The sequence below is a fragment of the Rhodonellum psychrophilum GCM71 = DSM 17998 genome (assembly GCF_000381545.1).
Taxonomy (GTDB): domain Bacteria; phylum Bacteroidota; class Bacteroidia; order Cytophagales; family Cyclobacteriaceae; genus Rhodonellum; species Rhodonellum psychrophilum.
In genome coordinates, this window is record NZ_KB906675.1 from 304,140 (window position 1) to 329,754 (window position 25,615).

Below are 25,615 nucleotides of genomic sequence, written 5' to 3' on the forward strand. Positions count from 1 at the left end.
CCAAGACGGCCGCAAAAAGATTCCCTTTGAGTCTTTTTGTGGCCGTTTTGGCTACTGGCTTGGCAATTTCTCTTGTCCATGAAAAGAATGATTGGGTGAATTTGACCCGATTGAATTTGATGCTCACGGCAGCATTGGGAATTCCTCTCTATTTTTCCGTTGGTGTTTTATCAGAGAAAAAAATCTTGAAAGGCATCCAAAAACCTCTTGGTTATTTGGTTGCCACCCTTGTTTTAATATTGATTTTTTTGAATTTCCCTGTCAGGGATGCTCCTGAAAATACGCATGCCCCGTATATCCGATACATTGTCTATTTTTTGGCGATTCATTTGGTGGTCGCATTTTCCCCCTACCTGGCCAACAAGGATTTGAATGTATTTTGGAATTACAACAAGGTACTTTTTATTCGTTTGGTTACAGGGGCGTTTTACTCCTTTGTCTTGTTTTTGGGTCTAACTCTGGCTTTGGGGGCAGTTCATCTATTGTTTAAATTGAATATCACACCAGAATTTTACCTTAGGCTGTTCTTGGTGGTAGTGGGAATATTTAATACCTGGTTTTTCTTGTCTGGTATCCCAGAAGATTTTTCAAAGTCCGAATCTGAATCGAATTTCCCAAGAGAACTAAAGGTGTTTTCGCAGTACCTTCTTTTGCCTCTGCTGTCTGTTTACCTGGTGATTTTGTATGCCTATGGCGCAAAGATCATTTTGACATGGGATTGGCCAAGTGGAATTGTCACCTACATGATCATTGCAGTGTCGATTTTGGGAGTTTTCACCAATCTGCTGCTCTTTCCCTTTCAGAATTCCGAAAACAATCTTTGGATGAAGAAATTTTTTAAGGTGTATTATTTTCTATTGGTACCCTTAATTGTTTTGCTTTTTGTGGCAGTAGGGATCCGAGTTGGCCAATATGGGATAACCGTGAACCGATACATCATCATTTTGTTGGGGATTTGGCTTTCCTTGATTTCATTCTATTTTATTTTGGGTTTCAAAAATTTAAAAACCATTCCCATTTCGCTCAGTCTCTTCATGCTCATTGGGTCCTTTGGTCCTTGGGGGATGTTTGCCATCAGTGAAAAAAGCCAGCTGAACCGATTAAAAACAATGTTGGAGGGTTCCGGGATTTTAAGGGAAGGAAAAATCCAAAATGAAGTCATTTGGGACATGGATACCAAAGGGAATCTCCAAGGGGAAAAACTTGGGAATATTCAGAAAATAAAACCCAAAGATTTGGGAGAGGTTTCTTCGATTTTGAAATATTTGGGAGATTTTCATGGATTCGGAAAACTGAAAAGATGGTTTGACCAAGATTTGAGCCAGCTCATTTCCCAAGCCTCCGCAAACAAGGAACCATGGGAAAAACCCGATCCGGCAACTCTCTATATGGAAACCATGGGCCTTAGACTTGATTTTGGCCCGTTGGAAGGAAAGAATGGCTTACTACCTATTGTTTTGATGGCCAAATCTCAAAATCAAACGGAAATATCAGGATTTGATTATTTGATCCATTATACCTGGTTTGCTGCCGAGCCTAAAGAAGCCTTGGTAACGGAGTTGGGCAAAAACCGCTTAGATGTCAACTTTCCGTCAGACATTGATGAGAAATTGGTAATGATTTGGAACGACAAAACTTTGACTTTGGATATCAAGCCCTGGATTTTGGATTTAATTGCCCAAAGAAACCTCCATTCGAAATTTGATTTTGAGCAGGAAGCTTTGACTTTGGAAAAGGAATTTGAAGGCTTAAAAGTCAGATTCCTGTTTTCGACTATTCAACTGAATCAACAAGAGGAGAAGACTCGGGTGGAATTTGTAAATGTGAAATTATTGATTGGGACAATGTCTATAGCCAATTCTGAAAAATAACCGAAATGACTTGGCTTCGATGATCTTCCTTTCACATATCAAGCGATGAACACGATGCCAATAAAAAAAGGTATGTATAAACATACCCCTTTTCTATAATTTCTAATCCATTTGAAAAGCATTTCATGTTTGAAAACAGACCTTAAAACTAGGGCTTTGTTAGATTATAATTAAGAATCCAACAAGAACCAACCACACCACTGACGAAACCGCCAACAGCAATCGAAATTGTTTATCCTCGTTCATAGCTATTTTTTTGTATAATATACAAACTATTTTGCAGAAAATCGAGGAACAATGTTTTTTTTTGAAAAAAAATACATCAAAAAAAGCAATATGCGATAGGCCTAAGCGTTGGGTAGAGTTTGAATTATCCCAAAAAACAATAGGCATTATACGGAATCATGATAATGTTTTTGATTCTTGGACATATTGGCTACCGTCCATTCAATCTTGACCGTAATCGGTGCTTTTCTTACCGGACAAGCCGTAAGTTGGCAATAGTGACAACAGTTTTCGGGGATGCATGGATCAGCATGGATAAATACCTCCATCATTCCCGGCCAATCTTCTTCCAATACTTTTTCCACGCCCTGTACCTCATCGTGCACTTGATTCAAATCAAGGTAATAAGGAAGAGTCAAATGGAGATCGATGTGTCGATCGCTTCCATACTGTTGCACCCGCAAATTGTGGATGTCGATCCAATTTGGCTTTCTGGTATTGTTGAGAAGCCCTACAATGGCCTCGACAGAACTGGGATCCGCTTCATCCATCAAACCACCCACAGATCTTCTCACCAATGCATATCCTGAATAGATAATGTACAAGGAAAACAATATGGAAATGACAGAATCCAAATAATACAGACTTGTAAAATAGATGATTGCCACACCCAAGATCAATACCAAACTGGTAATGGCGTCTGTCATCAAGTGCTTGCCGCTGGCCTCAATTGTTAAGCTTTTTAGTTCAACCCCTTTTTTCTGAAGAACAAACCCAAGCATTCCATTGATAAGCCCTGAAATGCCAATTAAGGCAATCCCTATCGGCAATTGGTCAAGTTCCCGAGGGTCAAAGAAATTATTGATCGCTTGAAAAATGATGAAAATTCCAGCAAGAATGATCAAAGTACCCTCTACTCCTGCACTGAAAAATTCGATTTTCCCATGACCATAGGGGTGATTGTCATCCTTGGGTCGTGAACTTAAATAAATACTGTATGATGCAAAACCCGCAGCCACCACATTTACGATACTCTCCAGGGCATCAGTAAGGATTGCTGTAGAATTGGTAAGGGAATAAGAATAGAATTTGACAAAGAGCAACACAAAACTCACCAAAAATGCTACTACAATCCATTTTGACTTTTCCTTTTCCACGATCTAAACACTTTTTTTGAATCGGTCAAAATTAGCGCTAATTTTACCAAAATATAATTATTGGCCTTAATGTTGTCATCAAATTTGAATTGACCTGATTCTATAATAATACAATCACCCTCATTTATTTCATCACATACTTCCAAAATCTTTTTAAAAAAACAACATGAATCCGCCCAAATTCAAAATCCCCTCCTATCTGAAAGCATTGGCGATCCTAACTTTGATCATCATCATTGTGTTTATATTGATTATTGGAAGAAGCATTTTAATCCCTCTTTTCTTAGCTGGATTTATTGCAGTATTGCTCACCCCCGTCACGGAATGGCTGGAAAGCAAAAAATTCTCGAGGATTATCAGCACTTTTTTCGCTTTATTTTCAAGTTTGTTATTGATCGTAGGATTTATTGCTTTCGTCGTTACTCAAGTCGCCAGTTTTACAAAGGACTTGAAAGATGTCGGAGGGAAACTAAATTCCAACCTGAGGGATGTAGATGATTTTTTGAAGAGCAATTTCAAACTGGAAACAGGTATCGGCAATGGCATCGACCAGGAGTATATCATCGATATGCTACAATCCAATAGCTCCAGTATTTCAGAATTTGTGTTGGGGACTTTAGGATCTCTTGCTGGCGTCGTTTTACTCCCTGTTTTTATCTTTTTCTTCTTGCTGTATCGGGATCACTTGACAAAATTCATCGTAAAGATATATGCCGAAAATGACCAAGAAAATATAAGAAAAGAAATCAAGAATTTGCGCAGACTGGTCCAAAACTACATTATAGGAATGGTGAAAGTAATGGCCATATTGGCAGTTATGAATACCGCTGTCCTTCTCGGGCTGGGTATTAAACACGCCATTTTCTTTGCCGTATTTGCTGCAGTACTCAACATAATCCCGTATTTGGGGCCGTTTTTAGGGGCTATTCTTCCAACTTTATATGCTTTTTTGACGATGGACAGTTTATTCTATCCCATTGGTGTAGTGGTAGCCTTTCAGATTATCCAATTGATCGAAAGCAATTTCCTCACGCCAAAAATCGTTGGTAGCAATGTCAACTTAAATGCCTTTATTACTTTCATTGGCTTATTGATTGGAGCCTCGATATGGGGAGTAATTGGGATGATCTTGATAATCCCCACATTGGCAGTTCTCAGAAAAATATTTGAATTAAGCGAATCCTCGAAACCTTATGCTTTCCTGCTTGGAGAAGAAATTGATGATGAAAAAGATGATTAGGAAAAACTATAATTTCACGGTCGTAATCGTTTTACTCCTGATTATATTTTCGGGATGCGATAGTGCCAATGACAAAAAAGGTAGATTCCTGTTGAAAGGAAATGAAAAATTGAAAGAAAATGACCTTCAGGGAGCCATAGAATTCTACGGTGAAGCACTCAAGATCGATGGGGAGTTTGCCGATGCTTTTTATAACCGAGGGATTGTTTACCAAAAGCTCAATCGCCTGGATGAGGCGATCATGGATTACGCAGAAGTTCTTCGGATCAATCCCGATAATGTTGCCGCTTTGTTTCAAAAGGGCCTTGCCTCAATGGATAACGGTGAATATTACAAAGCTTTGGATGATGCCAACCAACTCATCCGTCTGGATTCCGAAAATTGGAAAAGTTATTTCCTTTTGGGGCTTGTCCACGAGCGGATGAAAAAATATCCAGAAGCATTGGATGCTTTCGAGAAAGGACTCAAAATCGATAGTGAAAACACAGAGCTCTTGGTAAACAAGGCCACCATCCTATTCTACCAAAAGGAGTATTTGGAAGCAAGCAAGCAGTTGGAAAAAGCAGGGAAATTAAACCCGGAGGAGGCTAATATTTATAACCTTCGATCCATGATCGCCTTCGAGGAAAAGGAGTACACAAAAGCCTTGGAATGGGTTGAAATAGCAATCCAAAAAAACGACAGAGAAGCTTATTTTTACAACAACCGGGGTCTGTATTTTCTGTTTTTGGGAAATCTGGACCAGGGCCTTCAGGATATAAATTTAAGCCTCAAACAAAATCCAAAAAACATTTATGCCCTAAGAAACAAAGGGATTTATTACTACCTCAATGGTGAAAAAGATCAATCCCTAAGGTATCTTGGAGAAGTTTTCCAAAAAGATCCGGATTTGGAAATGGTCCAGGAATACTATCAAAAGGCTCAGGAAATGTAATTTAAATCCAAAACCAAATCTTTTATTTTTTTCAGAAGTTCTTCTGCATCTATCGGTTTAGAAACAAAACTATCAAATTGGCTTTTTTGTATCTTTTCCAAGATTTCTGCTTTGGAAGCCGCAGTAAGCGCAATCACTGGAACCGAGGAAATGTTTTTTATCAATGCTGTTGCCTCTATCCCATCCATTATGGGCATTTGAATGTCCATCAATACACAATCATATTTCCCATTTCTGACCATGGCCACAGCGGCTTCACCATTCGAAACTCTATCAAATTCAAATCCCCATTTCTTGATGATTTTGCCCAAAACCAAAGCATTCACATCATTGTCCTCTGCAACAAGGATTTTTGGCTTATTTGTGGATTCAATGGAAATCTCCTTTGGCTGCTGCGGGAGTACTTTGGCCTTTTCCAATTCCAAGTCAAAGAAGAAGGAAGACCCAAAACCGGGTACTGATTCCAAATTGATTTTGCTTCCCATTCTATCCAATAGCTTTTTTGTAATGGAAAGTCCTAAGCCAGTTCCTCCATATTTCTTATTGAAAGAATACTGAATTTGATCAAAATCCTCAAAAATCCTATCTTGATATTCTTTTGCAATGCCAACCCCATTGTCCTTCACCTCAAAATACACATTTATCCTATCAGAAAGGTCACTCTTGAGTTTCATGAACACTTCAACCTGACCATTTTTCGTGAACTTCAAGGCATTGGTAATCAAATTATTGAGCACCTGAGCAATTCTAACCTTATCCCCCATCACCATCAAATCAAGGTCTGGGTCTAAATACAAGTTCAATTTATTAAAGCTTTCTTTCGCATGGAATTCCAAGCCTTTGATGACTTGTCTTGCCACCTCTGACAGGTTTATCGATTTGTTCTCAAGGGATAGTTTTCCAGCCTCGATCTTTTGAAAATCCAAGAGATCGTTTATCATAATGATGAGATTATCTGCTGCAAAGCTGATTGTATTGATTATTTCCCCCTGAGCAAAACTATGTTCCTCTTGGGCAAGAGAATAAACCGAACCAGAGATCGCATTCAAAGGCGTCCTCAAATCATGACTGATCATGGAAAGAAATTCGGATTTTACCCTATTGGCTTCATCGGCTGATTCCCGTGCTTTTTTCAGATCAGCTTCAAAATCCTTTTGTTCGGAAATATCGGTCAGGTAGCCATACCAAACCACATCCCCATTAGGCAGCAATTCGGGTCTTGCTCCCCCCATTACCCATTTGAAATCACCAATACCGGATTTTTTGACCCTAAACTGACACGACCATGGGCATATTTTTCTGGCAGAAATAACTGAGGTGCTGAGAACCTGACTGATATCTTCAGGATGGATCTTCGAAATCACCATACTGATGTCCCCGATTTTAGAAAATTCCTCTTCTGTCAAATCGAGGAGGGTCATGATGCCGGGGCTCAGATAGGAAAAATTCATTTTACCTTCATTGTCCAACACAAATTGATAAAGGGCTCCAGGGACTTGATCCGCTAGATGCAATAAAAAGTCGGAGGATTGTCTTAAGGTTTTCTCCAAGGATACCCTTTCTGAAATATCCCGGAAAAAGGAAATTATATAACTTACGGCTTGGATTTGAATAAGATTGCAATTCACCTCCACTGTGCATTTAGATCCATCAACATGCCCGAGTTCACTTTGAAAAATCCTGGAATTGCTTTCTTTCAAATCCAATAGATAATCCTCCCAAACTTCGCCATCCAAGAAGCCAATAGCCAAATCCCTGATATCGGATTTCTTTGTTTTGGGATCAGCAAGTCCCGACTTCCTAAGAATTTCTCGGTTGGCAAAAATAATTTCGCCCGCTATGTCCATCACCAAAATCCCATCCGGCGAAAGGTTATAAAGTTCTTTAAACAATCCGATTTCGTCCAAATGGGACTTTCTCTCAGAAATATCGCAAAAGGTCCCAAGTGCAGTGGACACTTGATTATCCTTAAATCTTGGCTTTCCCGTTACCCTAACCCATTTTTCATTTCCCTTTTCGGTTTTTATCTTAAGCTCAAGGTCAAATTCCTTGGCTTCGGTAAACATATCATCCAAGGATTTTTGCATTACCGGTTGAAATGAAGGAAGGAAAAAACCTATGTATTGTTCAATGCCAGATACTTTTGCCTCTTCTATTTCAAGAATGGAATACAATAAATCGTTCCCATAAAACGCATGTTCCTTCGGGTCCCATTCCCAAACACCCAATCCATATATTTCTACCCCATGACGAAGCAATTCATTTTGCCTTTCACGCTCAATCTTTTTGTTTTGACTTTCGGTAATATCTCTTCCAATGGCATAGAACTTGCCTTCCATAAAATGAATCTGCCAGTCGATCCAAAAGAAATTCCCTGATTTGGCGCAAAATCTTGCTGAAAATCGATTTTTTTCTTTCTCTTTTTTCGCCCCAATTAATATTTCTTTGACCATCCCAAGATCATCCGGATGGAAAAATTGACAAAGATCTACATTGATTAGCTCCTCCGGAGAATATCCCAAAAGTTCATAAATGGAATCGCTCACCCAAGTGAGAAAATTTTCCTGCCCAATCCCAATGAGATCAATGCTGTTTTTAAAAAACACTTCTGAATCCTTATAATCAGGCAGATGCTTTCCCTTTACTTCCTTGCCTTTGTAAAACAAAAAGTAATTTGAGCCATTGTCTTGGGGCAACTCTAAATGAAAGGAATATGCTCTGCCGTGAAAATCGATGATCAACTCCTCCTTGAAAATATAAGAATTGATATCCAATCCCAGCCCCACAAGGCTTTTATCTTCCAAGAATTGTCCTACCTGTTGTTCAAAAACCGAATTGGTATAAAAAATATTATAGGGAAAAGTATCATCCGCCAAAAAAACCATCTCTGAAGATTCAAAGATTATTTTCTTAAACATACTGTTTATACCTATTTCCTTCATCGGAATAATCTGAGAAATTAAAGCGGGTGCGGAAATCAACTAATTGGGTGATAGATCAGTTCCGATAAACAAACATACAATTAAATGTTTTTTATACCAAATAAAATGTTTTTAAAATTGTTAAAAATGTTTTTCATTTCAATTCAAATACCAAACTCAACTTGAAACATACCTGTCCACGTATTGCCTGCGCGGTCAAGATCAGTCAAACCTTCCAGCCATCTGTAGCCGATATTCGCCTGCATTTTTATCCTATGCCCATTTATATACCTGGTATAACCAAGCAAGGATTCATCGATCCGGTTTTGGAACTGGGAAATCTGTGAGTTGGGAATCACATATGCATACCTCAATGCCAATTCGGATTTCTTGTTGATCATTTTACTCACTTGGGTGTTGACGCCTCCACCCACCACCACGAATCGGACATCCCCGAGGGCATTGGTCGTGATGGGGTCGGGTGATGTACGATTCATGTACTCCGACAATACAGCCCAACCTTGGTACTTAAAAACCCCATCAATAATTAAGCTGTTCATATCCCTAAACTCATAAAGTTCCTGACCAAGTTGGCCACCCGTTCTATTTGCTTTGTTATTTTTGGAAAAAGTAAGCCCAAGGGACAACTTCGGGTCGGTTTCGAACGCAATGTCTCCTTCTGAGTAATCTCCATTGTTCTTGAAATTTCCAAAAGGCAAGATTTCCAACCTACCCGTGTAAGCCAATCCATCATTTATCTTGGAGGCATTTCTGCCATCTCCAGTGGATATTGCACCTTTGAGCTGCAAAATGGATTCATTGGGGAAATTGAATGTGTAATAGCCAAAAAAGCCAAAATCCCTGTCCAGCGTAAACAACCCGTTGACAACAGACCGATCCGCAAATTGAAGATTTCCTGAACTGTTGACACGTTGCCTATTGCCAGGCAGTTTCGATTGACCAAAACCCACATAAAAATTTTTATTGAAAGTGTAGTAGATAATTGCATCCCTGATCGGCTGGGCAATGTCCCCACTTTCCAAGTCAAGATCTGCCTTCGAAAATGCAAGTTGAATGTAATACTGAACTCTCGGGCTCAATACAAAACCATCTAATCGGAGCCGAAGCCTCCTCACACGCATCTCATATTCATTGACATTGAGCAAATCTCCACTGACCGTATTGAATCCAGCCCTGTTCTGCATTCTAAATCTCAAATTCAAGAGAAAAAGTGAATCTTTGGAGATACTGATTCCTTCCTCGACATTTATTAGCGCTCTTTCATCCGATTCCACAGTCTGTGCTGCGAGGAAGATTGGCTGAAGGAAGAACAGGAGAAGGAATCCAAAAATGATTTTTAGAACATTTTTGGATCGAACAGCGAAAAAATATGTTTTCATAACTTCTAAAATAGTTTAACAACTAAAATTGACAAAATTAGTGCATAAAAAAGGCTGTGGAAAATTCCACAGCCTTCATTTGAAAATTGAATATTTAGACTTGTTCTTTGCTCAAATTCAATGCAGAACCCGCTTTAAACCATTCAATCTGTCCCTCATTGTAGGTATGGTTGACGATGATTTTATCCATGCTTCCGTCGGAATGAAAGAAATTCATAGATAGTGGTTTTCCTGGCGCAAAAGAATCCAAGCCGACGATATCGATGGAGTCATCCTCCTTGATCAAATCATAATCGGAAGGATTGGCAAAAGTCAAGGCCAACATTCCTTGCTTTTTCAAATTGGTTTCATGGATCCTTGCAAAGGATTTCACCAAAATCGCGCGAACACCTAGGAACCTAGGCTCCATGGCTGCATGCTCTCTGGAAGAACCTTCACCATAGTTTTCATCACCCACTACAATAGACCCGATGCCGTGTTGTTTGTATTGACGCTGAACAGCTGGGACTTCCCCATATTCACCCGTCAGCTGATTTTTGACCTTATTGGTCTGATCAGTGAAAGCATTCACTGCTCCGATCAACATATTATTGGAAATATTATCCAAATGGCCTCTAAATCTAAGCCAAGGACCTGCCATGGAGATATGATCGGTGGTACATTTTCCTTTGGCTTTTATCAATAATTTCAATCCTTTTAGGTCGATTCCCTCCCATGGCATGAAAGGTGCCAAAAGTTGCAACCTTTCGGATTTTGGATCTACGATTACCTGAATCTGTGATCCCTCTGTCGCTGGGGCTTGGTATCCTGCATCTCTCACCTCAAACCCAAGGCTTGGCAATTCCAAACCGCTCGGCCCTTCTAGTTTCACCGATTCCCCATCCTCATTGATAAGACTGTCAGTCATAGGATTGAAAGTCAAGTCTCCCGCAATGGCTAAGGCCGTAACGATCTCTGGAGATGCTACAAAAGCATGCGTGTTGGGGTTACCATCCGCCCTTTTTGCGAAATTTCTATTGAATGACGTGATGATGGAATTTTTCTCTTGTTTATCAGCACCATGTCTGGCCCACTGACCGATACAAGGTCCGCAAGCATTGGCGAGGACTACGCCTCCCATTTGTTCAAAAATATCAAGAAATCCATCCCTGTCCACTGTAAACCTGACCAATTCAGAGCCAGGAGTAATGGTATATTCGGATTTTGCAATCAGCTTTTTGTCTACTGCCTGTTTGGCCAATGAAGCCGCACGGGAAATATCTTCGTAGGAAGAGTTGGTACAAGATCCAATCAATCCCACTTCAAGCTTTGCCGGCCAACCATTTTCTCTCACTGCAGCAGCAAATTTAGAAAGTGGCCAAGCCAGATCAGGGGTAAATGGACCATTGATATGAGGCTCCAACTCCGAAAGGTTGATATCGATCACTTGATCAAAATATTTTTCAGGTTGAGCATACACCTCTGGATCGCCCATAAGATGTTCCTTGATTTCATTTGCCAGATCAGCAATTTCGCTTCTCTCAGTCCCTCTTAAATAGGCCTCTGATTTCTCATCATATCCAAAAACTGAAGTAGTCGCACCTATTTCAGCACCCATGTTGCAAATCGTGCCTTTACCTGTTGCCGAAAGTGATCTTGCTCCTTCACCAAAATATTCCACAATAGCTCCAGTTCCACCTTTCACTGTAAGGATTCCTGCCACTTTAAGAATTACATCTTTTGCAGAAGTCCAACCAGAAAGCTTTCCTGTCAACCTTACACCTATCAATTTAGGGAATTTCAATTCCCATGGCAAGCCTGCCATTACGTCACAGGCATCAGCTCCACCAACTCCGATGGCTATCATTCCCAATCCACCGGCATTGGGTGTATGGGAATCCGTACCAATCATCAATCCGCCTGGGAAGGCATAATTTTCCAGAACCACTTGGTGGATAATACCTGCACCTGGTTTCCAGAATCCAATTCCGTATTTGTTGGAAACAGAGGATAAAAAGTCATAAACCTCTCTGTTTTTATCTTTTGCTTTGTCAAGATCGGCAATAGCACCGACTTCTGCCTGGATCAAGTGATCACAATGTACCGTAGAAGGAACGGCAACTTGATCCCTACCCGCTTGCATGAATTGTAAAAGTGCCATCTGCGCGGTAGCATCCTGCATGGCAACCCTATCAGGCCTAAAATCAACGTAAGAAACCCCTCTTTCGTAGGCTTTGGATGCTGCCCCTTCAGAAAGGTGTGAATACAATATTTTTTCAGTCAGCGAAAGCGGTCTTCCAACTGCTTTTCTTGCAGTCTCTATACGAGAAGGGAATTTTGAATAGACTGCTTTGATCATTTCTATATCAAATGCCATTGAAATATTTTGTTTATGTTGAAAATGATAATTTTAATCGTTGACAAAGATAAAAAAATAGCCTAAGAATAGAAGGAAAATCATTTCATTGGTCGATATTTAAACAAAGCCTAAATAGAAGGTTGAAAACTGCCGAAATTACTGATAAATAACAGATAAGCGGTTTTTCAAAATAAAATCAAGCCGGTATCCCAAGAAGAATGGGATAGTTTCTTTTGAAATCGCTTGCTTTATTTTTAAACAAATCTGAATTTTTTTGAGCAATCCCACTTGAATATTTTTCGCCATGGCCAAATGTGAATGAAGTCCAATAATTACCTAGATCCTGTTGTTATCAAGAAGTATCATTTGACATAATTTCTTTGGTTTTCATTTCCATACAGTCCCCAATTTATTTAGCATCTAAAGCGATGGAGAGATCAATCGATTACGGAGCATCATTTGGAGTTTCGCAGATTCTAAAAGAAAATTCCTGAAAATTAAACCCGAATTCTAAGACACCAAAAAAGTAACGTAAAGCATCTAACTTGATTAAGTTAGATGGAAATATGCATTAGGTTTCCTATTAAGCGGTTGAAAATGTAAGAGGATCAGAATATTAGTAGAACAATGCAAAATCGATATCGTGGAGTCAAAAACCACAAACAATTTCTTGATTATCAAGCAATTTAAGACTGAAATAGGGTTGGTAATGTACAACAGGTGTGAAAAAAATCGGCAAAGGTTAAGGGATTCTTTTGGCGTGGGATTGCATCAAAAATGACATATAAAAACTTTTATGGAGTAAAATTTGAAAACGGAAGCCAGTTCTGCTTTGAACTTCCCCCAAACAATGAAGAGGCTTCCTAAAAATTCATTTACAATTTGGATAAAAACTCAACTGTATTCACTCCATCTGCATAGTCTTCCAAAGTGGGACATTGGGATTGCCCGAAAACTAAACTTCCATTGAGCCATCCATTTCTGGTGACAACGCATTGTGTCTTTTCTGAAATTTCCGATAGCCGTTCATCAAGGGAGCCTTGATCTTCATAAGTTTCATAATAAATGACCGAAATGGGTGAAACCAATTCTTTGCTTTCCCTTAAAAGCAAAAATCCATTGTCCAAATGAACGACGCCATTTACCAAGTAAATAGATTTATTGTAATCATAATTATTGTTGTATTTGTGGTGATTGGCAACCGATTTAAGTTCATTGATGGCATCTAGGAATTTGATTAAATCACCTTGGTCTTTCACAAAAATCTTGGATACATTCCTGCATCCCAATCCAAAATACTGAAAAATATCCTTTGCCAATTCCAAAAAGTCCTCTTTGGTTTCACTCCCATCTAAAACACCGATGGAGGTCCTATTTTTTCTGATTAAGCTGGGGTATTTTCCAAAATAATAATCAAAATACCTGGCCGAGTTATCACTTCCAGTGGCGATATATGCGTCTTTTGCTTTGAGCATTTCCTCGAAAAGCACCAAATCCTTGAATTCATGCTCAATTTCTATCAATTCTTGGACAAGCCAAGGAATCAAGACTTGATCCGAAGAACTCAGTTTAACACAGGCCCGATGTCCTGTTAACAATACCGCCAACATATCGTGAAAACCAACGCCGGGAATATTGCCTGCCATCAAGATTCCTACCGATTTAGGGTTTGGTGTCTCCGGGAATTCATACGGTGAAAGCCATTTTTCGATCTTGTCTTGGTCCAAAAAAGCCATCAATCCCTGAAGTGCACCTTTGGTTTGCTCCGGAGTAAACCAATTATTGTTGTTTTCAACCTTCCAAGCCAGGGCATTCAGCTCATCTTCCGTCAATTTTTGGATTTTTTTTCCCAAAAGATGAAATGCAGCAATTCTTTCTCCTAATGTCATTTTGATCGGTTTATAGGGCAAAGATATTTGTTTTTAGAGAGAAAAATTCCAGATAAAATGAATATAAATTAATTCGTACAACAACTTTATTTTTTCATTTGTTAAATGGTTATTAATTTTGCAAAATATTAAATAGAATTTACCATGGCAATAATGATAACCGATGAATGCATCAATTGTGGTGCATGCGAACCAGAATGTCCAAATACTGCGATTTATGAAGGCGGTATACAGTGGACTTGGGGTGGCGGGACAAACCTAAAAGAAGTGACCTTACCAGATGGGACGGTGGTGGATGCGAATGAAAAGCTGCCACCCGTGTCGGATGAGTTTTATTATATTGTGACAGAAAAATGTACGGAGTGTACTGGATTTCATGAGGAACCACAGTGTGCGGCAGTGTGTCCGGTGGACTGCTGTGTGGATGATCCCGACCATAGAGAAACGGATGAAGAACTTATGGCGAAAAAGGAATTTATGCACGGAGAATAAAAAGTGGGAGTTTCCCACTTTTTATTCTTTTGAAGCTTTGATTTGACTGTTTATTCTAGGTTTCAGTCTCTATATCTAAAAAAAACTAAAATTCCTCTTGAATTTCATTGTTGAATTCATTTAACTTGTCATTCAAATCAGTTTTGAATTCAGACAACAAAAACTTTGGAAAGTGGAAGACAACAGAGGTAATGACAGGGAAGAGATTTTCTCAAAAAGAGTAAAAGCAGGAAAAAGGACATACTTTTTTGATGTAAAGTCCACAAAATCAAATGATTATTACCTTACCATCACGGAAAGCAAAAGGAAACTGAAAGACGATACTTTTGTTTTCGAAAAACACAAAATTTTCCTATACAAAGAGGATTTTGCTAAATTTGTTGGGGCGCTTCAAGAAACTGTTGATCATGTCAAAAATGATTTGATGGCGGATTTTGATTTCGAGCAGTTTGAAAGTGAAACATCCCAAAGCGAGTTTGATGATGAGCTAAAATGGGATTAAAACCCCAAAAAACAACAAACAGGAGAAAGAATCAAAACCTTCGATAGTGTAAAAATTACCGAGGAAACGCGTCAATCAAAAATTAAGGCTTGTATGTTTCTTTCTCTTGTTTCATTTTTGCACTTATGCAGAAGCTGATTATCTACGTTCTCATTTTCATCATTCTATTCTTACTTGTAGGATGGTATTTTTCGAACATAACCCTTTATTTTATTTTTTCTCTGGTCATTGCGGCAGTTTTACGTCCCTTGACCAATAGGATCAATTCAATCCATTTACTTGGAAGACACGTCCCAAGGTGGATAGCGGTTTTGTTCTCCTATGGAGCCATCTTTTTGGTGCTGTTTTCCATCGGATTGATGTTCATCCCCCTGATCAGTGCACAAATTAACCTGATTGCCTCTTATGATTTGGATTTCCTTTATGAGCAAATTCAAAATCCCGTAGGTCGGATTGAGGATTTGCTTATCCGGTACGAAATCGTGAAAAGTGAACCTGGTTTTTTGATTACTCAGGTTCGGGAGAATTTAATCACCAATCTAAACATCATCAATCTTCAGGGATTCATCAATTCGGTCCTTAATACAACAAGCTCCTTCCTTATCGCCATTTTGGCAATAGGTTTCATCACCTTTTTTTTGTTGCTGGAAAATGGTTTGCTCAGAAGAAACATCCTCAATTTGATCCCAAATGCTTATTTTGAGATTTCGGTTTCGACATTCAATATAGTTGAGAAACTGTTATCCAATTATCTGGTTGGTTTATTGATTCAGATGACTTCCATTTTTTCTATGGCATCCATCGGATTGACCATTTTGGAAGTGGAGTATGCGCTTACCATAGCGGTTTTTGCGGCAGTAGCCAATTTGATTCCCTATGCAGGCCCACTTCTTGGCGCTACCTTTGGCGTACTTGTCGGGCTCTCGACTGCTGAATTTGCAAATCCAAACGAGATTTACTTCTTTCTATTTAAAATATTGTCCGTGTTTTCTGTGGTTCAAATAATGGATAACATCATCCTTCAGCCATTAATTTTCTCTAAATCCGTAAAAGCACATCCACTTGAAATTTTTGTTATTATCTTTGCGGGGGCAAAAATTGCCGGTGTGCTGGGAATGATCTTTGCCATTCCGATATATACCATTTTTAGAGTTTCGTTTTTGGAATTCTACAGAGGTTATAGAGAATACAAAATATTTAAAATATAACATAAAAATCAAAAATGGCTTTACAATGCGGTATCGTTGGACTTCCCAACGTTGGAAAATCTACTTTATTCAATGCTATATCCAGTGCAAAAGCCGAAGCGGCAAATTTCCCTTTTTGTACTATTGAGCCCAATGTCGGGATGGTTACTGTTCCGGACAGAAGATTACAGATCTTGGAAGCACTTGTAAAACCACAAAGGGTTTTGCCAACGGTCATCGAATTTGTCGATATTGCCGGCCTAGTCAAAGGCGCAAGCAAAGGCGAAGGTTTGGGAAATAAATTCTTGGCAAATATCAGGGAAGTTGATGCCATTATCCACGTAATCAGGTGTTTTGATGACGACAATGTAGTGCACGTAGCAGGCGGAGTCGATCCGCTTTTTGACAAAGAAGTCATTGACACAGAATTACAGCTGAAGGATATTGATTCGGTGGATAAAAAAATCCAAAAAACTGAAAAAGTTGCCAAATCCGGAGATGCTAAGGCTAGAAGGGAATTGGAAACCCTTCAGTTGTTCAAGAAAGAACTTACTGAGGGTAAAAATGCAAGATCAATTGACGTAGAAAAAGAGGATCTTGAAGTTCTTAGGGATTTGCATTTATTGACCTTGAAGCCTGTCCTTTATGTCGCCAATGTGGACGAAGCAAGTATTTTAACAGGCAATGCCTTTGTGGATAAGCTTAGGGCAGAAGTTGAAAAAGAAAATGCTTCGGTTATTGTACTTTGTGCTTCCATCGAGGAGCAGATTGCGGAATTTGATGAGCCAGAAGAAAAGGCACTTTTCCTTTCAGAATATGGATTGGATGAAAGCGGATTGAATAAATTGATCACGGCAGCATACTCATTATTGGATTTAATCACCTATTTCACGGCTGGAGTACAGGAAGTACGTGCTTGGACGATTAAAAAAGGCTGGAAAGCACCGCAAGCCGCTGGAGTGATCCACACAGATTTCGAAAGAGGATTCATCAAGGCTGAAGTCATAAAACTTCCTGACTACGAGCAATTTAAAACTGAGGCTGCCTGTAGGGAAAATGGTAAAATTTCCATCGAAGGAAAAGAATACGTGGTTCAAGATGGTGATATCATGCATTTTAGGTTTAATGTATAATATATTCTTAAATTTTTTTTGTACTTTTGCAAGAAGCATTACAGTTTGTAAAACGTTTAATTATCAGTTTTAAATTTTTGTTTAATTTTCTTTTTTAAAAACCCGTGAGAATAAGATTAATATTTTCGTTAAAAAACAAAGGTGCTTATTTACCCTTTCATCACCAGTATATACTGGCGCAATTCCTCAAAGGTCTCATCGTAAAAGGTGGGAGAGAAGAATTTTTCAACTACAATTACTTCAATTTCTCTGGTCTAAAAGGACAGACCAAAGTAAGTCGAAGCGGATTACATTATTACTCAAGTTTAGTCACTTTAGTGCTTTCATCACCCAATGAAGAGTTTATGGACTATCTACTTGAGCAAGTATTTGACACTCCGAAAATTGAGTTAGGCAATCTGATTCTCACTCCTGAGTACACCGAGCAGGAAATTGAACCTACCTTGGAAACATCAAACAAGTTTGTTTGTATTTCTCCATTGGTACTTTTGACTCCATCATTCAATGATGAGTCGGGGAAAAGATTTATCAACCCGGATACAGATGAATTTTCTGATCTGTTGTATGAATCCACCCTTACTCGTATGGAAAGATCAGGTTGGTATAGCCAGGAACAAATGGAATCTTTTTACAAGTTCCAAGTGGTTCCGGATATGAATTATGTAAATAAGCTGAGAGAGCAGCAAAAGAAATTTGCTAGAATCTACTCCGTCTATGACATGGATGTGAAATATGAGGTGAGAGGATATACTTTACCTTTTACCTTGTACGCAGCACCAGAAGTTCAAGATTTCGTGTTCAAATGTGGTTTGGGTGCCTTCACCCACAAGGGCTTCGGTATGCTGGATTTAGCAAACCATGCCACTGTCCAAAGAACGGAAACCTACAAGTTCAAAAGAGAAGGTTTTATTCCTTACAAAGCTCAGGAAAGAACCAGACCCTCTGAATCTGAAGAGAAAACCGAAGAAAATTAACATCCTCAAAAATCCCGATCAAATGATCGGGATTTTTTTTTATAGCCTTCTTTTGTTTGGATTAAGATTGACATATCCGATCAGTTCGTCATACCTGGATCCCATATCCCGGTAATAAACCAAAACTTCATACTCATTTTCGGTTTCAAAATAATCCCCTTCCAAACTGCTGGTTTCCCATCCGTTCGCATGTAAATAAGCAAATTGATAATCATACCAACCTTGTTTCAACAATAGCTTGGCCTGATAAGTATTGGTTTTTTTGTTGAGTGTCATTTTTGCATTTGGATCTCTCCCCCATTGGGTCAGTGCTCCAATGATATATGGTGGTTCAAGGATACCATCTGAAGCCAGATTAAAAGTCGTCAGAAGGTATTCACTTTCAAGTTCATGGTTCTGCCTCTCAAAGTTGAAAATCGCATATTGACCATTCACATCAAGATATTGAGAATAGGTCAAAGTAGGCCTGGGCACATCCACCAAGGTTTCTGCATAGACAATATCCTCCTCCATAGTTACTTTTGCTATGTTGACACCTCTAGTCCTCACATACCTTAGGTCAACAAACCTAAATTCATTGCCCGCCATAAAGGTATTTGTTCCATCAAACAATTGATATTCCATCATTTTGATGTCCTCTCGCACCATGGTGGGTTTTAAATCCATTTTGACATTGTCCCAGCGCTGGTTTTGTCGAATGATAACTTTTAAAGTGTTTCTTGGGTCAAATACTTCTCGATTGTTATAATTCAAATTCAGGTTGATTTGCTGCGCACTTCTTCTTTTCTCAGTTTGGCTCGATGGAACTACCTTAGCCGCTACCTGAACTTGGTTTTGAAACACCATGAATCTCCTGGTCAATATGGTTTGCGATTCATCCCTATTGCGGTAAACCTGTATGATGTAATTCCCAGATTTGGAAACTTTAGGAAGTAGGAAATTGTAATGGATGTAGGGAATCCTTGTATTGATGGAATAAGAATAGTCAAGTATATTAAACTCGTTGAACTGATTCAGGTACTCATTTTCTTTCAAATCAGAGGGGCTCCAATCTGAATTGCAGTGGATGATCTTTGCTGAATATTGGTCAGGGTCAAAGGACAAGTCGTCAAAGGTAAGATTCAGTGGTAAATTTGCTCCCAAAGCGATCACTGGAGAACTCAATTGACTGGCAAAATCGGTTGAATTGGGAAAAAGTCTAACCGACTGGATGTTTTCTTCAAATATCCTGTCAAACATAACTTGTTGCCCAAATAATTGGGCATGGAATACAAATCCAGTAATAAGGAGGGATAGAAAGGCTTTCATCTTATTTATTTTAATGAACATTCAATATAAAAAAATAATGCCAAACTATCTCTTTACAAAGTAGTTTGGCATTATTTGAAAAACAATGCGCAGATTTAAGAAAGCACTTCTTGGAGAAGACCAATTTCCTCCACCAAGGATTCCCATTTCAAATTCAAGGTTTCTTCTTTTTGTTTGAACTGAAGATATTTTTGATTTGCTTTTTGCAATTTATCCGCATCGGCAAAAACTTCTGGACTGGCCATTTCTACTTCCAATCCCTTCTTTTTGGTTTCTATTTGAAGAATCTCCGCTTCAATAAGCGTCAATTCCTGCTCCTTTTTTTTTAAGTCCTTTTTAGCTTGGTTGGTTTCGGAAGGAGGAACATCCTTTTTCTTGTTCTCGACTTTGGCTTTTGGCTCGCTTTTTACCTTTGCGGCCACACTATCCTGATTTTTGGCTTGCCATTCCACATACTCATCGTAGGTTCCTGGATATTCTTTTATCTCATGATTTTCGATATACCAAATCTTGTTGGCAACTCCCCTGATGAAATGTCTATCGTGGGAAACCGTGATAAAAGTTCCTTCATACTGCTCCAGCGCCTGAATCAATATATTTACAGACTGGATGTCCAAGTGATTGGTTGGCTCATCCAAAAGCAGGAAATTGGCTTCAGAGATCAAAGTCTTGGCCAATGCCACCCTTGATTTTTCCCCACCGGAAAGGACTTTTATTTTCTTGAAAACATCATCGCTACTAAAAAGGAAACAGCCTAGTACGCCGCGCAATTCTGTCTCTGACTTGTCAGATCCTGCTTGCACCATTTCCTGGATAATCTCATTGTTGATGTTCAAAGCCTCCAACTGATGCTGGGCATAAAATGACTTGATCACGTTAAAGCCTTGCTCACTTTTCCCTTCCACGGGTTCTGTCCCACTCAAAATCCTCAAGAGTGTTGATTTCCCCTTTCCATTGGCACCGATCAAAGCGATTTTATCTCCTCTTTCTATCCTTACTGTGGTGTTTTTCAAAATCACCAGGTCTCCATAAGCCTTGGAAACATGATCCAAAACAACAACGTCCCTTCCTGATTTTTGGGAAAACTTGAATTTGAAATTCACTGAAACATTATTGTCCACCACCTCAGAAACCCGATCCAGCCTTCCCAAGGCCTTCACCCGAGATTGGACTTGATTGGATTTGGTAGCCTTTGCCCTGAAGCGTTCAATAAACTTTTCAGTTTGCTTGATCATCTGCTGCTGGTTTTCATAGGCATTTTGCTGGATTTCCATCCGCTCCTTTTTCTCTTCTTTGTAAAAAGAATAGTTACCGGAATACTGTATGAGACTTTCATTCGTGACTTCCACCACCGAATCAATGCAATTGTCAAGAAAATCCTGATCGTGGGAAACCACGACTACGGCTCCTTCATATCCCTTCAGATAGTTTTCAACCCATTGGATGGAAGGCAAATCCAAGTGGTTGGTAGGTTCATCCAACATCAACAATGCTGGCTTTTCCAAAAGCAACTTCGCCAGCATTACCCTCATTCTCCACCCACCGGAAAAAGTCTTCAGTGGCCTGTTCAAATCTTTTGTATTGAAACCGATTCCTTCCAGTACCTCTTCGGCTTTGGCTTTGATGGTGTAGCCTTCATTTGCCTCAAACTGATCCTGCAAATGGGCAAGTTTATGCAATACTTCTTCGGAATAATCGGTTTCCATCAACTTAAGCGTTGCATCGATTTCGTCCTGAAGTTTTAGCGTGTCTTTAAAGGCCTCTAAAGCCACATCCAATATACTGTCCTCAGACAGATAAGAAAGTAAATCCTGGTTCAAGAATCCAATGGTGCAATCTTTGGCTTTTTGGATATCCCCTGAAGAAGGTTGAAAATCACCGTTTATTATTTTCAATAAGGTGGATTTGCCAGTTCCATTGGCGCCGACAAGTCCAATTTTGTCTTTTGGTTTTATGTGCAGAGAGGCATTTTCATACAAAGCTCTCCCTCCAATAAAATAGGATAGGTTGTTCATTGATAACATGGTGCAAAAATACGGAATCTCCCATTCATAAAATATTTACTGGAAAAAATTAACGATATTTCTGATCTTACAGGCCAAATAAAAACCTTTTCACCATGTTCAGATCTCTTTTTTTCCTCAGTTCTCTATTTTTAAGCCTTTCTTGTTCGGGGCAAAACACCAAGTCCGGGGAAATAAAACTTGAAACGATCACCTTACCAGAGAATTTCAAAATCAGCGTTTGGGCAGATCAAGTGCCCAATGCAAGATCGCTGGCAAGGAGCGATGAAGGGATCGTTTTTGTTGGCAACAGGCAGGGAGACAAAGTATATGCGCTCCAAGACACGGATGGCGATGGGAAAGCAGACAAAAAATACGTTTTGGCGGAAGGTCTTCGAATGCCAAATGGAGTGGCTTTCAAGGATGGTGATCTTTATGTGGCTGAAGTCAGCCGCATATTGCGGTTCAAGGACATTTCCAATTCACTGGGAAACCCAACGTATGAAGTAGTCTCAGATCAATTTCCTGACAAAGCACATCATGGCTGGAAATTTATCGCCTTTGGGCCTGACGGAAAATTATATGTGCCGGTGGGTGCTCCCTGCAATATCTGTGAACCTGAAGAGGAAATTTTTGCTTCTATCACCCGAATCGATGTCAACGATCCACAGTCAAAACCAGAAATTTTCGCAAAAGGAGTAAGGAATACAGTTGGCTTTGACTGGCATCCTGAAACAGGTGAATTGTGGTTTACGGAGAACAACCGTGACATGATGGGCGATGATGTTCCGGACTGTGAATTGAATGCTGCTCCAGAAAAAGGCATGCATTTCGGCTACCCCTATTGGCATGCTGGCGATGTGAAGGACCCGGAGTTTGGAAACAAAGGGAAATCGATGGGAAGTTATACTGCTCCAAAAGCAAAACTAGGCGCCCATACCGCCCCTTTAGGAATGCGATTCTATACTGGCCAAATGTTCCCTGACACCTATCGCAACTCCATCCTCATCGCAAAACATGGGTCTTGGAACAGAAGTAAAAAAGTGGGTTATCAACTGACAAACATTACGTTAGACACCAACAGTGGAGTAGAAAAAGAGACAGTTTTCGCTGAGGGATGGTTGAATCACGAAACCCAGGAAGTCTGGGGAAGACCAGTGGATGTTTTGGAAATGCCTGATGGAAGTCTTTTGGTCTCAGACGATATGGCCAATTGCATTTATAGAATCACTTATGAGAAATAAAAAAATGCTGATTAGGTTTAAATCTAATCAGCATTTTATATTTTTTCATGCTTTGAATACTACTATTTCAACCAATCGGGCTTTGTGGTGACCACAGTTGCCTGCAACTGATTCAGAAGATTGTACACGCCGAAATAAGTACGATTGATATAAAGGCCATGTCGTGAACCCCTTGCTTGCCTCGACTTTCTAAACATTTTCTCATTAGAAATCCGATCACCCAATTGGAAGATTTTTTCAAAATACGTGTCATCTGAAAAATCAAAGGTGTCTACGTGAAAAGGTTTTCCCAACAAGGAGATCATTTCCTTAAAAACACTCTTAAAATAGAGTTTTTCCTCATCGTTGTCTTTTTCACTGATAAACTCAAGGTTGTAGAAAATCTCATTCAACTCCTCTTCATTCATCAGTAAATCCCTTTTGATCAATGAGAAGTATCCATGATAGAAATCCTCCGGAATGACTTTAACGCAGCCAAAATCAATTATCCCCAATGTTCCATCGGGTTGAATGATAAAGTTACCCGGATGGGGATCCGCATGTACCTGCATCAGGTTATGGACTTGATGGTGATAAAAATCCCATAAGGCCTGTCCTATTCTGTTTTTTTGCTCTTGCGTGGGATTCGACTCCAACCATTCCTTGATATGAAGACCATTCAACCAATCCATGGTGATGATCCTTTCACTGCTTAAGTCACTGTAATATTTAGGGAAAACAAGATCTTTTATGTGTGCACAAGCCTCAGAAATTTCTCTGGATCGATCAACTTCCAACACATAGTCTGTTTCTTCGAGAAGTTTTTCCTCCACCTCATCCATGTAGTGATCCAACTCCTTCACATTCATATTGAGCAATCTCAATGCAAATGGCCTGACCAATTTTAGATCCGAGCTTACTGAATCTGCAACGCCAGGATATTGGATTTTGACCGCATAGGTCTTTCCATCTTTCGTTGCCTGGTGTACCTGACCGATGGATGCGGCATTGATGGCCGACTTGGTGAAGGTATCAAACATCTGATCTGGATTTTTCCCAAAGTACTTTTGGAAGGTCTTTATGACTAAGGGAAAAGAAAGCGGAGGCGCACTGTATTGCGCCATCGTAAATTTATCTTGATATGCACGAGGCAAGATATTTTTATCCATGGACATCATTTGGGCAACTTTCAGGGCAGAGCCTTTGAGTTCGCTCAATGAATTGTAAATGTCGGTTGCATTGTTGTTGTGCAGTTCTTCCTTGGTATGGGAGGGATTGACAACTTTTTTAGCATAATGCTTTACATAATTCCCACCTACCTTTGCTCCTGTGGTCAGAAATTTTGCTGCACGCTGTACTTTTGATGTGGGAATATTCTGCTGCTCTTTCACCTTACTCTCCATGATTCCTTTGATTATTTGTTCTGATATAAAAATTTTGCAAAATCGATAAAGGTGTCCAAAGCGCTTTTCCCCATAAGGTCGAAAGCAAGGTTTACTGATTTTTCGATAGCGGCATCCGTTTTTTCGAAGGCTGGTGAAGCATCTTTCAACCAAAATTGAAAGACAAACCACACCTGAAACCAAAGCGCATCATCGTAGCGATCACTGATCACAGGTCTATTGGCGATTTCTTCCGTTTCTTTTCCCTCCAAGATGATCTCATTGGCAAAATCCTTGAATTTGCTTTTGAAGACCTTAACTTCCATTGGTAAAAATTTATCCATTGACTTTTGGTCTTTGTAAATGGACAACAAATAAGACCTGTTTTTTTTCAGCTCTTCAACCCAAGTGAACAAGAAACCCAGTAGCTTCTCCCTTGCGCTGTATTCTTTGAAAACTTCTTGGGATTCAATATTGACAATTGTATTTTCAAAAAGCTGCGCCCATACTGCTGATTTGATCGCCTCGAATGAAGTGAAATAATTGTAAAACTCCTCCTCTTTCATCTTCAAGTCTTTTGCGAACTTAAACACAGAAACAGGTTCTTTACCGTTTTCCAAAACATGTTCTATATAACCTGAAATTATTTTTGATTTTAGATCAGTCTTCACGGCCTTCTTTGCTGGTGCTTTTTCCATAGTGATTTCATTTGATATGGATATAACCAAAAAACAAGCGCTTCGGTTTAGGGAATCTATAAATAAAAAAACCTTGGGCTTACCCAAGGTTTTTTTATTTCCTTAAAACTCAAAAGGCTGTTAGCCCGTGACTTTTTCCACCACAAGATTATGATTGGTATAAATACAAACATCTGCAGCTATCCCGAGGCTTTCCCGAACCATTTGCTCGGCTGTGAGTTCGGGGGCGAATTTTTTCATTGCTCTGGCCGCAGATTGGGCATACATGCTTCCTGAACCGATAGTGGCTATTTCCATGTCTGGCTCTATCACATCACCTGTGCCAGAGATGATCAGAATGTCGGTACTGTCAGCCACAATCATCATTGCTTCCAATTTACTCAGCATCCGGTCTGTGCGCCATTCTTTGGCCAATTCGACCGCAGCCCTTTTCATATTGTTGCCGTAGGCACCCAATTTCTCTTCGAATTTTTCCAATAAAGTAAAAGCATCTGCGGTGGAACCGGCAAAACCTGTCACGATTTTCCCTCCCTGAAGCTTCCTGATTTTGTTTACTGTACTCTTGGCAATTGTATTTCCCAAGGTGGCTTGTCCATCTGCCCCGATCACTACTTCACCATTATGTCGTATCGCCACCACAGTGGTTGATTTTAATCTTTCCATAGTTGAATGAATTATTTTTTTCTTTAATAACAAAACCCATACGCAAGCAAAAAGTCCTGCAGAAACAGGACTTTT

General features: G+C 39.5%; 19 protein-coding genes. 9 read left to right on the forward strand and 10 right to left on the reverse strand.

Annotated features, from left to right (window positions below; genetic code table 11):
• Positions 1-26 precede the first annotated feature (26 nt).
• Positions 27-1,871 carry a DUF4153 domain-containing protein gene (locus F824_RS0107370; RefSeq protein WP_161629735.1) on the forward strand — a complete coding sequence of 615 codons (1,845 nt, stop codon included), beginning with the start codon at positions 27-29 and terminating at the stop codon, positions 1,869-1,871.
• 392 nt (positions 1,872-2,263) lie between these two features.
• Here the strand turns inward: F824_RS0107370 and F824_RS0107375 are convergent, their stop codons facing one another.
• Positions 2,264-3,253, reverse strand: coding sequence for a cation diffusion facilitator family transporter (locus F824_RS0107375; RefSeq protein WP_019597230.1), 990 nt, complete (start codon positions 3,251-3,253; stop codon positions 2,264-2,266).
• 166 nt (positions 3,254-3,419) lie between these two features.
• Here F824_RS0107375 and F824_RS0107380 point away from each other — a divergent pair, with 166 nt between their 5' ends.
• Positions 3,420-4,493 carry an AI-2E family transporter gene (locus tag F824_RS0107380; RefSeq protein ID WP_019597231.1) on the forward strand — a complete coding sequence of 358 codons (1,074 nt, stop codon included), beginning with the start codon at positions 3,420-3,422 and terminating at the stop codon, positions 4,491-4,493.
• Complete coding sequence (locus tag F824_RS0107385; protein ID WP_051107548.1) at positions 4,486-5,427, forward strand: tetratricopeptide repeat protein; 942 nt, start codon at positions 4,486-4,488, stop codon at positions 5,425-5,427. Before F824_RS0107380 ends, F824_RS0107385 begins: the two co-directional genes overlap by 8 nt.
• Here the strand turns inward: F824_RS0107385 and F824_RS0107390 are convergent.
• The 4 genes from F824_RS0107390 to F824_RS0107415 form a co-directional block, all read right to left on the reverse strand.
• A complete protein-coding gene (locus tag F824_RS0107390; RefSeq protein WP_236613201.1) occupies positions 5,415-8,345 on the reverse strand; it encodes a PAS domain-containing hybrid sensor histidine kinase/response regulator in 2,931 nt (976 codons plus the stop codon). The genes F824_RS0107385 and F824_RS0107390 overlap by 13 nt on opposite strands.
• A gap of 167 nt (positions 8,346-8,512) precedes the next feature.
• On the reverse strand, positions 8,513-9,748 hold the full coding sequence (locus F824_RS0107395; protein ID WP_019597234.1) for a porin: 1,236 nt from the start codon (positions 9,746-9,748) through the stop codon (positions 8,513-8,515).
• A gap of 94 nt (positions 9,749-9,842) precedes the next feature.
• Positions 9,843-12,104 carry an aconitate hydratase gene (locus F824_RS0107400; RefSeq protein WP_019597235.1) on the reverse strand — a complete coding sequence of 754 codons (2,262 nt, stop codon included), beginning with the start codon at positions 12,102-12,104 and terminating at the stop codon, positions 9,843-9,845.
• A gap of 857 nt (positions 12,105-12,961) precedes the next feature.
• Entirely contained in the window at positions 12,962-13,975 is a 1,014-nt protein-coding gene (locus F824_RS0107415; protein ID WP_022582179.1) for an acyl-CoA reductase, read from the reverse strand.
• 144 nt (positions 13,976-14,119) lie between these two features.
• Here F824_RS0107415 and F824_RS0107420 point away from each other — a divergent pair, with 144 nt between their 5' ends.
• The 5 genes from F824_RS0107420 (at position 14,120) to cas6 (ending at position 18,263) form a co-directional block, all read left to right on the forward strand.
• A complete protein-coding gene (locus F824_RS0107420; RefSeq protein ID WP_019597239.1) occupies positions 14,120-14,467 on the forward strand; it encodes a 4Fe-4S binding protein in 348 nt (115 codons plus the stop codon).
• Positions 14,468-14,639: 172 nt separating this feature from the next.
• Positions 14,640-14,969, forward strand: a complete 330-nt coding sequence (locus F824_RS0107425) for a DUF3276 family protein (RefSeq protein WP_019597240.1) — start codon at positions 14,640-14,642, stop codon at positions 14,967-14,969.
• Positions 14,970-15,094: 125 nt separating this feature from the next.
• On the forward strand, positions 15,095-16,177 hold the full coding sequence (locus F824_RS0107430) for an AI-2E family transporter (RefSeq protein WP_019597241.1): 1,083 nt from the start codon (positions 15,095-15,097) through the stop codon (positions 16,175-16,177).
• 14 nt (positions 16,178-16,191) lie between these two features.
• Entirely contained in the window at positions 16,192-17,289 is a 1,098-nt protein-coding gene (gene ychF / locus F824_RS0107435) for a redox-regulated ATPase YchF (RefSeq protein ID WP_019597242.1), read from the forward strand.
• 104 nt (positions 17,290-17,393) lie between these two features.
• The gene (cas6, locus tag F824_RS0107440) at positions 17,394-18,263 is read left to right on the forward strand and encodes a CRISPR-associated endoribonuclease Cas6 (RefSeq protein WP_026333555.1); all 870 of its coding nucleotides are present in this window, start codon (positions 17,394-17,396) and stop codon (positions 18,261-18,263) included.
• Between the two features lie 39 nt (positions 18,264-18,302).
• On the opposite strand, the gene F824_RS0107445 is transcribed toward cas6, so the two are convergent.
• Both F824_RS0107445 and F824_RS0107450 read right to left on the reverse strand, forming a co-directional pair.
• Positions 18,303-19,571, reverse strand: coding sequence for a type IX secretion system plug protein (locus F824_RS0107445; protein ID WP_019597244.1), 1,269 nt, complete (start codon positions 19,569-19,571; stop codon positions 18,303-18,305).
• A gap of 95 nt (positions 19,572-19,666) precedes the next feature.
• Entirely contained in the window at positions 19,667-21,595 is a 1,929-nt protein-coding gene (locus F824_RS0107450; RefSeq protein WP_026333556.1) for an ABC-F family ATP-binding cassette domain-containing protein, read from the reverse strand.
• Positions 21,596-21,690: 95 nt separating this feature from the next.
• Here F824_RS0107450 and F824_RS0107455 point away from each other — a divergent pair, with 95 nt between their 5' ends.
• The gene (locus tag F824_RS0107455) at positions 21,691-22,818 is read left to right on the forward strand and encodes a PQQ-dependent sugar dehydrogenase (RefSeq protein WP_019597246.1); all 1,128 of its coding nucleotides are present in this window, start codon (positions 21,691-21,693) and stop codon (positions 22,816-22,818) included.
• Between the two features lie 62 nt (positions 22,819-22,880).
• Here F824_RS0107455 and F824_RS0107460 read toward each other — a convergent pair whose 3' ends face one another.
• The 3 genes from F824_RS0107460 to hslV all read right to left on the reverse strand — a co-directional run bounded on the left by F824_RS0107460 (position 22,881) and on the right by hslV (position 25,540).
• Entirely contained in the window at positions 22,881-24,200 is a 1,320-nt protein-coding gene (locus F824_RS0107460) for an ABC1 kinase family protein (protein WP_019597247.1), read from the reverse strand.
• An 11-nt stretch (positions 24,201-24,211) separates the two neighbouring features.
• On the reverse strand, positions 24,212-24,877 hold the full coding sequence (locus F824_RS0107465) for a TetR family transcriptional regulator C-terminal domain-containing protein (protein ID WP_019597248.1): 666 nt from the start codon (positions 24,875-24,877) through the stop codon (positions 24,212-24,214).
• Positions 24,878-24,997: 120 nt separating this feature from the next.
• The gene (hslV, locus tag F824_RS0107470) at positions 24,998-25,540 is read right to left on the reverse strand and encodes an ATP-dependent protease subunit HslV (protein ID WP_019597249.1); all 543 of its coding nucleotides are present in this window, start codon (positions 25,538-25,540) and stop codon (positions 24,998-25,000) included.
• Positions 25,541-25,615 lie beyond the last annotated feature (75 nt).

What these genes read in the sequence shown, in the direction of transcription:
- F824_RS0107400 (WP_019597235.1), bottom strand. Translation starts at nt 12,104, where the DNA reads ATGGCATTTGATATAGAAATGATCAAAGCAGTCTATTCAAAATTCCCT.
- F824_RS0107415 (WP_022582179.1), bottom strand. Translation starts at nt 13,975, where the DNA reads ATGACATTAGGAGAAAGAATTGCTGCATTTCATCTTTTGGGAAAAAAA.
- F824_RS0107445 (WP_019597244.1), bottom strand. Translation starts at nt 19,571, where the DNA reads ATGAAAGCCTTTCTATCCCTCCTTATTACTGGATTTGTATTCCATGCC.
- F824_RS0107465 (WP_019597248.1), bottom strand. Translation starts at nt 24,877, where the DNA reads ATGGAAAAAGCACCAGCAAAGAAGGCCGTGAAGACTGATCTAAAATCA.
- F824_RS0107385 (WP_051107548.1), top strand. Translation starts at nt 4,486, where the DNA reads ATGATTAGGAAAAACTATAATTTCACGGTCGTAATCGTTTTACTCCTG.
- F824_RS0107450 (WP_026333556.1), bottom strand. Translation starts at nt 21,595, where the DNA reads ATGTTATCAATGAACAACCTATCCTATTTTATTGGAGGGAGAGCTTTG.
- F824_RS0107420 (WP_019597239.1), top strand. Translation starts at nt 14,120, where the DNA reads ATGGCAATAATGATAACCGATGAATGCATCAATTGTGGTGCATGCGAA.
- F824_RS0107390 (WP_236613201.1), bottom strand. Translation starts at nt 8,345, where the DNA reads ATGTTTAAGAAAATAATCTTTGAATCTTCAGAGATGGTTTTTTTGGCG.
- ychF (WP_019597242.1), top strand. Translation starts at nt 16,192, where the DNA reads ATGGCTTTACAATGCGGTATCGTTGGACTTCCCAACGTTGGAAAATCT.
- hslV (WP_019597249.1), bottom strand. Translation starts at nt 25,540, where the DNA reads ATGGAAAGATTAAAATCAACCACTGTGGTGGCGATACGACATAATGGT.
- F824_RS0107395 (WP_019597234.1), bottom strand. Translation starts at nt 9,748, where the DNA reads ATGAAAACATATTTTTTCGCTGTTCGATCCAAAAATGTTCTAAAAATC.
- F824_RS0107380 (WP_019597231.1), top strand. Translation starts at nt 3,420, where the DNA reads ATGAATCCGCCCAAATTCAAAATCCCCTCCTATCTGAAAGCATTGGCG.
- F824_RS0107455 (WP_019597246.1), top strand. Translation starts at nt 21,691, where the DNA reads ATGTTCAGATCTCTTTTTTTCCTCAGTTCTCTATTTTTAAGCCTTTCT.
- F824_RS0107430 (WP_019597241.1), top strand. Translation starts at nt 15,095, where the DNA reads ATGCAGAAGCTGATTATCTACGTTCTCATTTTCATCATTCTATTCTTA.
- F824_RS0107460 (WP_019597247.1), bottom strand. Translation starts at nt 24,200, where the DNA reads ATGGAGAGTAAGGTGAAAGAGCAGCAGAATATTCCCACATCAAAAGTA.